10 protein-coding genes are annotated in these 14,749 nt (G+C 45.9%); all 10 read left to right on the top strand.

Features of this window, described 5'->3' with window-relative positions; genetic code table 11:
- Nucleotides 1-150: 150 nt before the first annotated feature.
- Nucleotides 151-1,329, top strand: a complete 1,179-nt coding sequence (locus AM228_RS02465) for a UDP-sulfoquinovose synthase (RefSeq protein WP_054464521.1) — start codon at nt 151-153, stop codon at nt 1,327-1,329.
- Between the two features lie 440 nt (nt 1,330-1,769).
- The gene (locus AM228_RS02460) at nt 1,770-2,903 is read left to right on the top strand and encodes a glycosyltransferase (RefSeq protein WP_054464520.1); all 1,134 of its coding nucleotides are present in this window, start codon (nt 1,770-1,772) and stop codon (nt 2,901-2,903) included.
- A 184-nt stretch (nt 2,904-3,087) separates the two neighbouring features.
- Entirely contained in the window at nt 3,088-5,652 is a 2,565-nt protein-coding gene (locus AM228_RS02455; protein ID WP_054464519.1) for an adenylate/guanylate cyclase domain-containing protein, read from the top strand.
- A 257-nt stretch (nt 5,653-5,909) separates the two neighbouring features.
- Nucleotides 5,910-6,644: a phosphoribosylaminoimidazolesuccinocarboxamide synthase gene (purC, locus tag AM228_RS02450; RefSeq protein WP_054464691.1), complete on the top strand. Its 735-nt coding sequence runs from the start codon at nt 5,910-5,912 to the stop codon at nt 6,642-6,644.
- Nucleotides 6,645-6,907: 263 nt separating this feature from the next.
- The gene (locus tag AM228_RS02445; protein ID WP_054464518.1) at nt 6,908-9,349 is read left to right on the top strand and encodes a BamA/TamA family outer membrane protein; all 2,442 of its coding nucleotides are present in this window, start codon (nt 6,908-6,910) and stop codon (nt 9,347-9,349) included.
- A gap of 86 nt (nt 9,350-9,435) precedes the next feature.
- Nucleotides 9,436-10,329, top strand: coding sequence for a UDP-3-O-acyl-N-acetylglucosamine deacetylase (gene lpxC / locus AM228_RS02440; protein ID WP_054464690.1), 894 nt, complete (start codon nt 9,436-9,438; stop codon nt 10,327-10,329).
- A 9-nt stretch (nt 10,330-10,338) separates the two neighbouring features.
- Nucleotides 10,339-10,863 (top strand): 3-hydroxyacyl-ACP dehydratase FabZ, encoded by a 525-nt coding sequence (gene fabZ, locus AM228_RS02435; protein WP_082348712.1) that lies wholly within the window; start codon nt 10,339-10,341, stop codon nt 10,861-10,863.
- A 203-nt stretch (nt 10,864-11,066) separates the two neighbouring features.
- Nucleotides 11,067-11,873: an acyl-ACP--UDP-N-acetylglucosamine O-acyltransferase gene (lpxA, locus tag AM228_RS02430; protein ID WP_082348711.1), complete on the top strand. Its 807-nt coding sequence runs from the start codon at nt 11,067-11,069 to the stop codon at nt 11,871-11,873.
- Complete coding sequence (gene lpxB / locus AM228_RS02425) at nt 11,873-13,153, top strand: lipid-A-disaccharide synthase (RefSeq protein WP_054464517.1); 1,281 nt, start codon at nt 11,873-11,875, stop codon at nt 13,151-13,153. The genes lpxA and lpxB overlap by 1 nt, the downstream gene beginning before the upstream one ends.
- Nucleotides 13,154-13,371: 218 nt before the next feature.
- Entirely contained in the window at nt 13,372-14,727 is a 1,356-nt protein-coding gene (locus tag AM228_RS02420) for a DNA cytosine methyltransferase (RefSeq protein WP_072160619.1), read from the top strand.
- Nucleotides 14,728-14,749 lie beyond the last annotated feature (22 nt).

Below are 14,749 nucleotides of genomic sequence, written 5' to 3'. Positions count from 1 at the left end.
CTACCTTTCCTCATTTCTAACTCATAGTCAAATCACCGCGAAACCCAGACAAGACCAGACCCATAGCAGAAGTCCCACCCCTAAAAATGTGAAACGAGGCACAAAACCTGATAAATTTACCGAGTATCGGCAAGCAAAATTTATCAATTTATGAAAGTTTTAGTCATTGGTGGTGACGGTTACTGCGGTTGGGCAACCGCCCTCTACCTTTCCAACCGAGGTTATGAAGTAGGCATATTAGATAGTTTGGTGCGTCGGCACTGGGATTTGCAACTGGGTGCGGAAACCCTGACCCCGATCGCCCCCATCCAACACCGGATCCAACGGTGGCATGACCTGACCGGCAAACATATCGATCTGTTTATTGGGGACATCACCAACTACGATTTCCTGATCAAATCCCTGATCAAGTTTGAACCAGAGGCGATCGTTCACTTTGGGGAACAGCGATCGGCCCCCTTCTCCATGATCGATAGAGAACACGCGGTACTCACCCAGACAAATAATGTGGTGGGAAATCTGAATATTCTCTATGCCATCAAAGAACATTTCCCCGACTGCCACCTAGTCAAACTGGGGACAATGGGCGAATATGGCACGCCTAATATTGATATTGAAGAAGGCTATATCACCATTGAACATAATGGCCGCAAAGATACCCTGCCCTATCCCAAACAACCGGGTAGTTTCTATCACTTAAGTAAAGTCCACGACAGCCATAACATTCACTTTGCTTGTAAGGTTTGGGGTCTGCGGGCTACCGACTTAAATCAGGGCGTCGTTTATGGCGTTCTGACCGATGAAACTGGCATGGATGAAATGCTAATTAACCGTCTAGACTACGATGGCGTATTTGGGACGGCGTTAAATCGTTTCTGCATCCAAGCGGCAGTGGGACATCCCCTAACCGTCTACGGTAGTGGCGGACAAACGCGGGCTTTCTTGGACATTCGGGATACGGTGCGTTGTATTGAATTAGCATTAGGAAATCCCGCCGAACGGGGTGTATTTAGCCACCCAGCCGCACCCGGTGAATTCAGAGTCTTTAACCAATTCACGGAAATGTTCAGTGTCAAAGACTTGGCCATGAAAGTGAAACAAGCAGGGGTATCTTTGGGACTAGATGTAGAAGTTCATAACATTGATAACCCACGGGTAGAAAAAGAGGAACATTACTTTAAAGCCAAAAACACAAATTTACTCGATTTGGGCTTAAAGCCTCACTATCTCTCGGATTCGCTGATTGATTCCCTGCTGAAATTCGCGATTAAGTACAAAGAACGCGTGGATCAAAAACATATTCTGCCCAAAGTTTCTTGGCGGCGCTAACATGAATCAGGGAAAATTAATCAGGGAAAATCGCTCAATTTTCCCTGATTAATCTTGCCAGAAACCGGTTATTTTCTGAAGCCAACATAATAAATAAGTAGGTAAACATAATTAATTGCACTTTTCCTTCCCCGCCGATAGGCTTTGGATTCCCGCCTTCGCGGGAATGACAGTTTTTTTCTCATGGGGTATGTGGTGCATTTATTTCTGCCATTCTACTTAACATAATAAATATTATGGCTTCAGACAAACCGCAAAAAATATGTAGTTAATTTTTCTCGTTCAAAGAATCAAAAGGATTACCACGCAGTCAACGAGAAAAATTAACTTTAGTCCAAGATTAGCGCCGAATATCAGCAATAAATTATCCCAGGCAATATTCACAGCAGCAATATTCACAGCAGCAATATTCACAGCAGCAATATTAAAGACGCAACCCCATGCGAATCGCTCTTTTTACGGAAACTTTTCTACCTAAGATTGATGGGATTGTCACCCGTCTTTGTCAGACGATCGATCATCTCCAAAGATTTGGCGATCGCGTCTTAATCATCTCACCGGATTATGGCATTCAAGACTACAAAGGCTCCCAAGTCTATGGAGTCAGTGGTTTTCCCTTACCCATGTACCCAGAATTAAAACTGGCGCCCCCGAATCCTTCCATTCGTCCAGTGTTGGAAAAATTCCAGCCGGATTTAATCCATGTAGTCAATCCGGCAATTTTGGGTCTAGGGGGCTTGTATTACGCCAAAACCATGAAAATTCCCCTGGTGGCGTCATACCATACCCATTTACCCCAGTATTTGCAACATTATGGCCTGGGTATTCTGGAACCCTTGTTGTGGGAATTGCTCAAAAGCGCCCACAATCAAGCGGATCTGAATCTCTGTACTTCCACGGCAATGGTCAAAGAATTGCGATCGCACGGCATTGAAAGAGTCGATTTATGGCAACGGGGAGTAGATACCGAACTATTTCAACCGGAATTAGCCAGTCCAGAAATGCGCGATCGCCTGAGCCAAGGCCACCCAGAAAGTCCTCTACTATTATATGTAGGTCGTCTCGGTGCCGAAAAAGAAATCGATCGCATCAAACCCATCCTAGCGGCCATTCCCGATGCTCGTTTAGCCCTAGTCGGTGATGGCCCAAACCGCCAACAACTGCAAGAACATTTTGCCGGAACGCCCACTAACTTTGTCGGCTACCTGCGGGGTAAAGAACTTGCCAGCGCCTTTGCCTCTGCGGATGCCTTCATCTTTCCCTCCCGTACCGAAACCTTGGGCTTAGTCCTACTCGAAGCAATGGCTGCCGGTTGTCCCGTAGTAGCTGCCGCCAGAGGGGGCATTTTGGATATTGTCACCGATGGCGTGAACGGCTATTTATTTGACCCGGAAGCGGAAGACGGGGCAATTCTGGCCACCCAAAGGTTATTAGCCAACCAAAAAGAACGAGAAACCCTGCGTCAAAATGCCCGCCAGGAAGCGGAACGGTGGGGCTGGTCAGCGGCAACTGCCCAACTCCGTCGGTACTATCAATCGGTGATGGCTGTTGAATCATTGCCGAATGCGGCATAACTTCCCGATCCAGCGATCGGCAATAAAACCAGAAACCGGGTTTCTGCTGTGAAGTCCAGAGTTAACTGTTTCTTACAAAAAAGAAACCCGGTTTCTGAATGTTGCCAAGTTTCTACTGCCCACAGCCTAGACCCTACATCATCTAAGCTATGCTGGATAATAAAAATACCTCGGATACTTCCCCATGACCTTTTCTAATGCTGGTAGTGTTTTAGCTAGGCTGACGCAAGTGAATCAAACCGGCGTTCTGGCTAATTTAGTCAAAAAACTGCCAGTGGGAGAATTTGTCTGTCTGCTGGATTTTATTACCGCAGAATTTCAGCAATATCTCAGAGCACTGGATTTGATTGAGAATGAATCCCTAGAAAATATCCTGGAGCAAATTTTAGATGCGTTAACTCTAAAAATTGGCCAAATCCTGAAAGCGGAAAAAACTACAATTTTCTTAGTAGATGACCAAAGACGGAAACTTTGGTCAAAAATTACCGATAATGAAACTGGGCAAACCATAGAAATCAGTAAGCCAATCAATATTGGCATCTTGGGTTATGTGGCCAAAACTGGCAAAGGTGTCAATATTAGCGATGCTTACAATCATCCTTTATTTAATGCAGAAGTCGATGAAGCCCTAGGAACTACGGCGGAAAATTTGCTATGTATGCCAATTTTTAGTCGGAAAGACGAGACGAATGCTTTGGCGGTGGTGCAACTTTTAAACAGAACCGATCGCCTGCCCTTTGACGCTCGTGACGAGGAAGAATTCCGGGAATTTGCTCAGGCGATCGGGATTATTCTCGATAGTTGCCAATCTTTTTACATGGCTGCGAGAAATCAAAGGGGAGTAAATGCCCTGGTGAAAGCCACAACAACCTTGGGGCAAAGTCTAGATTTAGAAACCACTTTACGCGCTGTAATGGATCAAGCCAAAGATTTAATGCAAGCCGATCGCAGCACCTTATTTTTACTCAGTAAAGAAACCAACGAACTTTGGACAAAAGTAGCCAAAGCCGATGGCAAAACCATGATGGAAATCCGCATTTCTGCCAATAAAGGCATCGCCGGATATGTGGCATCTACCGGCCAAACTTTGAATATTCCCAATGCTTATCAAGACCCGCGTTTCGATCCGAGTACCGATGAACGGACTGGATACAAAACCCGGAATATTCTTTGTATGCCGGTATTTAATGCCCAAGGCAATTTGATTGGCGTCACTCAACTAATTAATAAGATTAAAGGCAATTTTACCAGTGCCGATGAAGCGTTTTTAAGAGCTTTTAATGCTCAAGCAGGCATGGCCTTAGAAAATGCTCAGTTATTTGAAAGTGTGATGGTAGAAAAGCAGTATCAAAAAGATATTTTAGAAAGTCTTTCTGATGCGGTTATTTCTACGGATATGCTGGGAATAATCGTGACGATTAATGAAGCCGCGATCGCCTTGTTGGGGTGTCCGACTAAGGGAGAACAGGGAAAAGAACAGTTACTACTTTGGCAGCAAAAATTAATCGGACGCTTACTGTGGGAAGTAGTACCCATTGAAAATTTACGCTGGCGTTTAGAAGATAGTTTAAAAAATGCCGCAAAACATTATGTCCCAGAGCAAAGTTTAACCGTGGGATTATATATAGAATCCAGAGAACAAATTTTTCATACCAGAGATATTTGTGAACGGTATAGTTTAGCAATTAGCGATCGCACAAATCCTGAAATTTATCTCCTCTGGAATGAATCCTCAGAATTTGTAAATCAACCCAGAATTAATGCCAGTCAAATTGAAAAAATCGAACGCAGTATTAATCTAACCGTTAATCCTTTAACCAACCCGGAAGGGGGAGTTAGGGGAGGTTTAGTGGTACTAGAAGATATCAGTCAGGAAAAAAGAATGAAGACCACCATGTATCGTTACATGACTCCTGGAGTTGCGGAAAGAGTAATGGCTTTGGGTGAAGATGCTTTAATGGTCGGGGAACGCAAAGAAGTGACTATTTTATTTTCCGATATTCGCGGTTATACCACCCTGACGGAAAACTTTGAAGCGTCTCAAGTGGTTTCTTTATTAAACCAATATTTTGAAACAATGGTGGAGGCGGTGTTTAATTATGATGGCACCTTAGATAAATTTATTGGTGATGCTTTAATGGCGGTATTTGGGGCACCTTTACCGATCCAAGATCATGCCTGGAAAGCGGTGCAGTCTGCCTTGGATATGCGATCGCGCCTCAAGGAATTTAACGATCGCCAAACCGAGCATAAAATTGCCATTGGCATTGGCATTAGTTCCGGGGAAGTGGTGTCAGGAAATATTGGTTCCCAAAAACGTATGGACTATACAGTAATTGGCGATGGAGTTAACCTAAGTTCTCGCTTAGAAAGCATCACCAAACAATACCATTGTGATATTATTTTAAGTGAATTTACTTATCAATTATGTCGCGATCGCATTAGAGTCAGGGAATTAGATAAAATTCGGGTAAAAGGCAAAAAACAAGCAGTCAGCATCTATGAACTAATTGGATTAGCCAGCCATCCTTTAGCACCAGAAACCGAAGAGTTTCTGGAAACTTATAACCAAGCTCGTGTAGCCTATATGAATCGCAATTTTCAGCAAGCGTTAGAACTATTCCAAAAAGCTCAAGGCTTGCAAGAACAAGACCGATCGGTAAGCTTACATATTCAGCGATCGCTCAATTATATTCAATTACCCCCGCCTGATTCTTGGGATGGGGTGCATACCATGACAACTAAATAATCATAAATAATCATAAATAGCTCTAAAAATCCATATTTTTCATCAAATTTTATTATTGAACGATGAATGACTGAATTACCCAATATATTCCCAGATATATTCCCACCAGATATATGCCCAGATATATGCTGGGACGCTTTTATTTAAGCAAAATTCAAGACCTCATGGCAAAAAAATCTCAAAACCGCTCAAAATTTGCCCTGGTTATGGCAGAATACAGGCGAGATCCATTATTTAGTGACAAAAACCCAACCCTTATGGCCGATATGCAAAAACTTTACGAAGGTAAAGCCAAAATTATTTATTCTACCGAAGATCCAGAAATTTTGCTGACACACTTTAAAGATGATGCCACAGCATTTAATGCCCTGAAACGTGGCACCATCATCGGCAAAGGCGAAATCAACTGCCGGATGAGTACCGAACTGTTTCAAATTCTGGAAGCCAAAGGCATTCCCACCCACTGGATTGACCAACCCGCCCCGAACCAAATGCGGGTGCGACGGGTGAAAATTGTCCCCGTGGAAGTGGTGGTGCGGAACATTGCTGCCGGTAGCCTTTGCAAGCAAACGGGGTTGCCCTTGGGTACGGTCTTGAAACATCCTCTGGTGGAATTCTTCTATAAGAATGATGAATTAGGAGATCCCCTGTTAACTCGCGATCGGCTTCTACTATTAGAACTGGCAACACCAGAACAGCTTGATCAACTCAAAACAATGACTTTACAAATCAATGAAATCCTCACGGAATTTTTCCACCAGTGTGGCATTACCCTAGTGGATTTCAAACTGGAATTTGGTCTAGATGTCAACGGCAAACTGTTGCTGGCTGATGAAATCAGTCCAGATACTTGCCGACTGTGGGATGAAGGGGAAACGGATCAAACCAAACGAATCATGGATAAAGACCGATTTCGCCAAGATTTAGGCCAAGTAGAATCGGCTTATCAAAAAGTGCTAGAACGAGTTTTAAACAGTAAAACTCAAGGGTAAAACCGCAAACATTCATCCGGACAACTTAAACAGAAAGCCGAAATAGGTGAATAACCTAAAATCACTTTTAAGTTGTCATGTTCAGTGCCAAAAGTCCTTAATTAAAGTGCTTAATTTTGGCTAATTATGAGCTTAATTATCGCTTTTGGCGTTTTGGCTTAGTTTTGGCTTCAGTTTGGTCAATTTTTGGCTTAGTTTTGGCTTAGTTTTAGCTTAATTTTAGCTTAATTTTAAATGGTGTGAAGGTGTCGGAAAATAAAACAATGCGCTTATCTACGCTGTTGGGAGCCGTATTCACTGCCTCAACGATTTTGAGTGTTTCTACCCCTAGCAAGGGTGAAACCTCCAACCCAGCCGTTAATTCGGATAACTCCTTGGTCAGCCCGGTTGAGCAGACAGACCACCAAAAAACAGTGGATTCAGCCAGGGGAGAACTCCCAAAGGATTCCTTAATCAGTTCTCAGGAGCCGTCGCGAACCCAGGAGTTTGCCCCCATCAGTCTCCCAGTTTTCCATCCAAGTAGTTTAGATTCCCTAGAGTCATCAAATCATAAGGTTGTGAATTCTGCCAATGACTTATTGGTCAGGGCTGAGTTATCCGCAGTCAGACCATCTCTGGGGGTCATTTCTGAGAGTTCGCCCCAAAAAGGTATTGAACCTGTGGCAGAAAACGAGACCATATCTGCCACTCAGTTATTGGCTCAAGCAGCTTCGCCGCAGACCACTCCGGCAAGTGAACCGGCAGAAAATCAGTCCACAACTCCCGCCGAAGCAACCCCCGCCGAAGCAACTCCCGCAGGCGCAACTCCCGCAGGCGCAACTCCCGCCGAAGCAACTCCCGCCGAAGCAACTCCACAAGCGGAACCATTATCTCCCCCCAGTCAACCTCCTACTCAGCCAGAGCCCAGGCAGCCAAGTCCCATCGGCCCTACGCCGGTTTCTCCAGGGAATCAGCCAGATGTGTTGGTGGCAGAGGTGGCGGTGAGTGGGGTATCTGGAGAACTGGAAGATGAGATTTATCGGGTAATTTCTTTAAGACCGGGACGCACCACCACGCGATCGCAACTCCAAGAAGACATTAACGCGATTTTTGCCACGGGATATTTCTCCAAAGTGCGAGCGGAACCCGAAGACACCCCTCTCGGTGTCCGAGTCACCTTTGTGGTAGAAGCCAACCCCATACTGCGATCGGTTGAGGTGGTGGGCAATAGCGTACTGCCCCAGAGTGAAATATCCGCCGCATTTGGCAACCAGTACGGCAAAATCATTAACTTTCGGGACTTACAACAGGGTATCCAACGGTTGAATAATTGGTATCAAGAAAATGGCTACATTTTGGCCCAAGTAATTGATGCCCCGGAAGTCAGCCCTGATGGCTTGGTGACATTAGAAGTGGCCGAAGGAACCATTGAAAGTATCGAGATTCGGTTCTTGAATAAAGATGGCGAGGCCGTCGATGAAAATGGTGAACCGATTAAAGGTCGCACCAAAGAATACATCATCACCAGAGAACTCGGACTGGAACCGGGCGGGGTGTTTAACCGATCGCTCGTAGAAAGAGACTTGCAGCGGGTCTTTGGTTTAGGCATCTTTGAGGACGTGCAACTGTCTCTGAATCCCGGTACAGACCCCCGGAAGGTGGTCGTAGTAGTGAATGTGATTGAAAAAAATACTGGCTCGATCGCCGCTGGTGCCGGGGTCAGTTCCGCCAGTGGCTTATTTGGCACCGTCAGCTATCAAGAACAAAACCTGTTTGGCCGCAACCAGAAATTTGGCGCGGAAGTCCAAGTGGGTGAGCGAGCCCTGTTGTACGACATCAGCTTCACCGATCCTTGGATTGCGGGTACGGAAAGGCTTTCTTATACAGTGAATGCTTTTCGGCGTCGTTCCATTTCTTTAATTTTCGATGGCGGCGAAAACGAAGTCACCTTGGAAAATGGCGATCGCCCCAGATTACTGCGACTCGGCGGTGGCGTCAGCTTTTTCCGTCCTTTAGCTCGCAACTGGCGGGGTTCTCTGGGATTGCAATATCAACGAGTCAGTGTTAGAGACGGGGATGGGGATATTACCCCCCGCGATGAACTGGGCAACCTACTCAGCTTTAACGAAGACGGGCAAGATGACCTGATCACCTTCGAGTTGGGAACAGTTTATGATGGCCGCAATAGCGCCCAACAACCGACACAAGGGTCGGTCTTGCGTCTGAGCAGCGAGCAATCAATTCCCGTGGGCAGCGGCAGTATTTTCTTAAATCGCCTCCGAGGTAGCGTCAGTCATTATGTTCCAGTAAATTTAATTCGCTTCTCCCAAGGCCCACAAACCTTTGCGGTGAATTTCCAAGCGGGAACGGTAATTGGAGACTTACCCCCTTATGAAGCCTTTTCTCTCGGCGGCAGCAGTACCGTGCGCGGATACGGGGAAGGCGAACTGGGTACTGGTCGGAGTTACGTTCAAGCCACCGCTGAATATCGTTTTCCGGTTTATTCATTAGTTGGCGGAGCGTTATTTTTTGATGTGGGTTCTGACTTGGGAACCGGCAGTGAAGTGGACGGCGACCCCGCAGGAGTCCGGGGTAAGCCCGGTGAAGGGTTTGGCTATGGTCTGGGAATTCGCGTCCAGTCTCCCCTAGGGGCAATTAGAGTTGATTACGGTTTCAATGATGAGGGTGATAGTCGTTTCCACTTTGGCATTGGAGAGAAATTCTAATGTATGAATTAAAAAGAGGGAAAAAGTCTGGGCAGGGCGGGAAGGCAATATTCTCCGTTCCCTATTCCCCGTTCCCTGTTCCCCAAATGACTTTGGCCGCAGGGTTTGAACTGTCTGGGGTGGGTTTACATACAGGGAATTTCACCACGGTCAAAGTGCTGCCTGCCCAGAAATCATCCCTTGCGGACTCCTGGCGTTACTTTGTCCGGGTTGATTTGCCGGGAAAACCCGCGATCGCCACTCATGTAGATGCAGTCCATCAAACCACCCTTTCTACGGAGTTAGCCAGTGGTGAGGCTAGGGTGAGAACCGTAGAACATCTCCTCGCAGCCTTAGCGGGAATGGGGGTTAGCCACGCCAGAATTGAAATTGATGGCCCGGAAGTGCCGCTGTTAGATGGGTCAGCCCTACCTTGGGCGCAAGAAATTCTCCGGGTGGGACTGGTGCCCGCCACCCAGTTCAAAACTCCACAAGACCCAACCAACTCCCTGACCCTGCCCAAAAATCCCCTGCCCAAAAAGCTTAAGACTCCGGTATGGGTGCGCCAAAATGATGCCTTTGTCGCCGCGTTACCAGCGGATGAACTGCGCTTTAGTTATGCGATCGATTTTGATTTACCGGCGATCGGTCGGCAGTGGTATAGTTGGTCGCCAGATCGCGCCAGGGGGCAGGAGGGATTTCGCGAAAGCTTTATGGCAGAAATTGCCCCCGCTCGGACTTTTGGGTTAGCCCACCAAATTGACCAACTGCGAGCCGCCGGTTTAATTAAAGGTGGCAGCTTAGAAAATGCCCTGGTTTGCAGCCCATCTGGTTGGCTAAATCCGCCCTTGCGGTTTGCAAATGAACCAGTCCGTCATAAAATTCTAGACTTAGTGGGAGATTTGAGCTTGCTGGGCAGCTTTCCCGTAGCTCATTTTGTGGCCTATAAAGCCAGCCATCACCTACATATCAAACTTACTCGCTTACTTAGTAAAGCTTGATTTAAGCTTATGTCTAAAACAATTGAGCAGCAAACCACTGCTCGTGAGACAACGGATCTGGGTGAAAAAAAATTGTCTGAAGATATTGCTAGAGAAACTGTCTGCTTTAATGTGGAAGAAATCCACAAGTTGCTCCCTCATCGTTATCCTTTTGCCCTAGTGGATCGAATCATTCAATATGTCCCTGGGGAATTGGCGGTGGGAATGAAAAATGTCACTTTTAATGAGCCGCATTTTCAAGGACATTTTCCCGGAAAACCCATTATGCCTGGGGTGTTAATTGTCGAGGCAATGGCTCAAGTGGGGGGAATTGTTCTGAGTCAACATCCTGAATTACCTCATGGGAAAATTTGGTTGTTTGCTGGAATTGATGAGGTGCGCTTTCGGCGTCCGGTGGTGCCGGGAGATCAGTTGAAAATGACCACAAAACTGCTGGTGGTAAAGCGCAAGCGGGTCGCCAAAATGGAGGCGATCGCCTTAGTCGATGGCCAGAAAGTTTGCGAAGGAACTCTGATGTTTTCCTTGGCGGACTGACCTCCGCATTGGCAAAAAAAAGCCTAGCATATTTGTTGTTTGTTCTTTGTTGTTTGTTCTTTGTTGTTTGTTCTTTGTTGTTTGTTCTTTGTTGTTTGTTCTTTGTTCATCAACCAAAGAATCCCTACCCAAAGAATCCCTACCCAAAGAATCCCTACCCAACAACAAACAACAAACAACCAACAACTTTGTTAATAATTAATATGATTCATACAACAGCAAGTATTCACCCGGAAGCCGAGTTAGATCCAACGGTAGAAGTTGGCCCGTTTTGTGTGATTGGGAAAAACGTAAAAATTGGCAAAAACACCAAAATTTATAGCCATGTGGTGATTGATGGCCATACAGAAATTGGCGAAGACAATCGGATTTTTCCCGGTGCCGCGCTCGGCACCGAACCTCAAGATTTAAAATATAAAGGAGCGATCAGTTTTACCAAGATTGGCAATGGCAATACGATCAGAGAATATGTGACAATTAATCGAGCCACAGGGGAGGGAGAAAGCACAACCATTGGCGATCATAACCTGCTGATGGCTTATGCCCATGTAGCCCATAATTGCGCGATCGAAAACCATGTAGTCATGGCCAATTCGGTGAATATGGCTGGTCATGTTCACATTGAATCACGAGCGGTGATTGGTGGGGTGACAGGAATTCATCAGTTTGTGCATATTGGCCAACTGGCTATGATTGCCGGATGCAGTCGCATTATCAATGATATTCCTCCTTATATGTTAGTAGAAGGATCGCCATCGCGAGTTCGCGTCCTGAATACCGTGGGGCTGAAACGGGCAGGAATTAGCGCGGAAGAAAGTCAATCTTTGAAAAAAGCTTTTCGGATTTTGTATCGCTCTGGATTGTCTTTAAAAGAGGCATTAGAACAGTTAAATTTAATTCCAGAAAATCCATATTTAACCCATTTATCTGACTTTATCACCCAGTCATTAACAGAGGATAGACGCGGACTGACTCCTGGAAAGTTTGAGAATAAGATTAAAAATATTTAATGAAACCGAAACCAGAAAATGAAGCCAGCATAACTGCGAAAAAGAACCGATCCAAGCGCATTTTTATTAGCACTGGGGAAGTGTCCGGTGATTTGCAAGGTTCTTTACTCATTGAGGCATTAAACCGTCAATTTTTAGCCCCAGGCAAAGATTTAGAAGTTAAAGATTTAGAATCTAAAGATTTAGAATCTAAAGATTTAGAATCTAAAGATTTAGAAATTTTTGCCCTGGGGGGCGATCGCATGGCCGCAGCCGGGGCAACTATTTGGGCGAATACAACCGCCATTGGTTCTGTAGGCATTCTGGAATCTTTGCCTTATATTTTGCCCACCCTAAAACTGCAAGCAAAAATCTACCAATATCTGCAACAAAATACCCCGGATTTAGTGATTTTGATTGATTATGTCGGGCCAAATTTAAGGCTGGGTAATTATATTCGGCGGCATTTTCCCCAAGTGCCGATTGTTTATTATATTGCCCCCCAGGAATGGGTGTGGTCTTTTAATCACAAAAATACCAGCGAAATTGTTAGCATTTGCGATCGCCTCATCGCGATTTTTCCCGAAGAAGCTCGTTATTATCAAGCAAAAGGCGCCCATGTCACCTGGGTGGGTCATCCCTTAATTGACCAGATACAAGGGGCAGCCAACCGGGAACAAGCCCGCGCCGCTTTAGGGATTAATTCTTCCCAGCCAGTGATTGCCTTATTACCCGCTTCGCGACGGCAAGAAATTAAATATTTATTGCCAGTGATGTTGGCCGGGGCTCGGGCTATTCAAGAGCATTTACCCAACGTGCAATTTGTGATTCCTGTGTCCAACCAAATTTATCGCCAAGATATCGAAAAAGCGATCGCTTTATTTAAATTACCAGCCAAAATCTTGACAGGGGAAAACAATCACCTAGGCATCGCTGCCGCAGATTTGGCCATTACCAAATCAGGCACCGTCAACCTAGAAATTGCCTTGTTAAATGTCCCTCAAGTGGTGATTTATCGCCTCAACCCGATTAGCGCCTGGATTTTGGCCAAGCTGCTCAAATTCTCAATTCCGTTTATGTCTCCGGTAAATTTAGTTTTAATGAAATCAATTGTGCCGGAGTTACTTCAAGATCAAGTCACTCCCGCCAATATTGTCCGTGAATCTTTACCATTGCTTCAAAATACCCCCAAACGGCAACAAATCCTCCAGGATTATCAAACAATGCGTCAAGCCCTAGGAGAAATTGGCGCGTGCGATCGCGCTGCCCAATCAATTTTGGCAATTTTAGCCCAGGTTTAGCCCAGAAAAATAGCGGCTAAAAGCTGATTCAATTGGAATTGTCTAATGTCAAGTTTTTTAAACCTTTCTGGCGATCGCTCAAAATTTGCGAAAATCATGTTTCAATATGAAAGCAGTTCTAATTCCCCATATTAAAAGGGTCAAAACTGCTCTATGTTAGATCCATTAGCTCCAGTCGCATAAGTTTTAGCCAGTAAATTTTAGCCAGATCGCCAACTGTGTCATTTACTTCCCCATTTACTCAACCATTTGCTCACAATCTGTCCGGGCATCGGCATCGAACCCGACCGATCGCCGTGGATTTATTTGCCGGAGTTGGCGGATTTTCTCTGGGCATTGAACAAGCCGGATTTGACGTGGTAGCCGCCTTAGACATTGATCCCGTCCATGCAGCGGTCTATTCTTATAACTTTCCTCACACCACAGTTCTCTGTGCCGATGCGACCAAAGTTTCGGCAAAAGCAATTGAAAATGCGGCAATTAGGGGATGGATTTCTCATCCAGTGGAAATCTACCGTCACCGTCCGGTAAAACCGTGGCAGGGTGAAATTGACTTAGTGATTGGGGGGCCGCCAGCAGAGGGATTTTCTCAAACTAATAAGCGGGAATTACAAGACGAGCGAAATGATTTGGTCTTTGAGTTTAGTCGCTTAGTTCGCGAACTGCAACCGCGCTATTTTGTCATGGAAAATGTGACGAACTTATTGGATGCGCCTTACGATGACTTAAGAAAAAAATTATTAGAGGATTTAGCCGCTGGAGGTTATCACATTACCCAGCCGGTTCAAGAGATTAACGCTCGTAACTTTGGGGTGCCCCAAGACCGTAGCCGCTTATTTATCCTTGGCACCCGCATTGGTTATCCTTTGCTAGAATATCCTGAATTTTCTGCTAATGACCCAGACGCGATTCAAGTCACCGTCGGGGATGCGATCGCCGACCTGCCCAATGTCGATCGCTGGCATAAATTACTGGGAACCGATGAACTTCTCCTGACTCCAGAACAGTTGCTTGAATGCGAACAGCGCAGTTCCCAATATGCGCGATCGCTCCGAGGATTAATCCCCGACCCCCACAACTTGGGCTATCCCCGACAGTGGAATCCGCAAATGCTCACCGGCGCCATGCGTACCGTTCACACCGAAGCCTCAGCCAAGAGGTTCGCCACCACACCGATGGGCAAAGTTGAACCCCAAAGTCGGCTCCGTCGCCTCGATATCAATCATGTTTGTCCCCCCTTACGGGCGGGAACCGGCAACGATCGCGGGCGCCACACCTCTCCCCGACCAATTCATCCCAAGCATCCCCGGGTCATCTCCGTTAGAGAAGCCGCTCGCTTACATTCATTTCCCGACTGGTTTCGCTTCCACGCCACCAAATGGCATGGCTTTCGTCAAGTCGGCAATGCCCTACCCCCCTTATTGGCACGGGCGATCGGCGCCAAAGTCGTCCAAAACTTAGAATTACATCCCCTCACCCTACCCCCTGACTCTCCTGCTTTAGAATTAGGCGATCTGCGCTTACTCTGGATGAGTCCGTCAGAAGCCAGTGATTATTGGCAAAAAATTAATTAATGTTGTTAGTTGTTAGTTGTTA

The organism is Planktothricoides sp. SR001 (assembly GCF_001276715.1).
Taxonomy (GTDB): Bacteria; Cyanobacteriota; Cyanobacteriia; order Cyanobacteriales; family Laspinemataceae; genus Planktothricoides; species Planktothricoides raciborskii.
This window is presented reverse-complemented; position numbering and strand designations above follow the sequence as displayed.

Coding starts and splice junctions, on each gene's coding strand:
- AM228_RS02445 (WP_054464518.1), top strand. CDS start 6,908: ATGCGCTTATCTACGCTGTTGGGAGCCGTATTCACTGCCTCAACGATT.
- lpxA (WP_082348711.1), top strand. CDS start 11,067: ATGATTCATACAACAGCAAGTATTCACCCGGAAGCCGAGTTAGATCCA.
- lpxC (WP_054464690.1), top strand. CDS start 9,436: ATGACTTTGGCCGCAGGGTTTGAACTGTCTGGGGTGGGTTTACATACA.
- AM228_RS02460 (WP_054464520.1), top strand. CDS start 1,770: ATGCGAATCGCTCTTTTTACGGAAACTTTTCTACCTAAGATTGATGGG.
- fabZ (WP_082348712.1), top strand. CDS start 10,339: ATGTCTAAAACAATTGAGCAGCAAACCACTGCTCGTGAGACAACGGAT.
- purC (WP_054464691.1), top strand. CDS start 5,910: ATGGCCGATATGCAAAAACTTTACGAAGGTAAAGCCAAAATTATTTAT.
- AM228_RS02455 (WP_054464519.1), top strand. CDS start 3,088: ATGACCTTTTCTAATGCTGGTAGTGTTTTAGCTAGGCTGACGCAAGTG.
- AM228_RS02465 (WP_054464521.1), top strand. CDS start 151: ATGAAAGTTTTAGTCATTGGTGGTGACGGTTACTGCGGTTGGGCAACC.
- lpxB (WP_054464517.1), top strand. CDS start 11,873: ATGAAACCGAAACCAGAAAATGAAGCCAGCATAACTGCGAAAAAGAAC.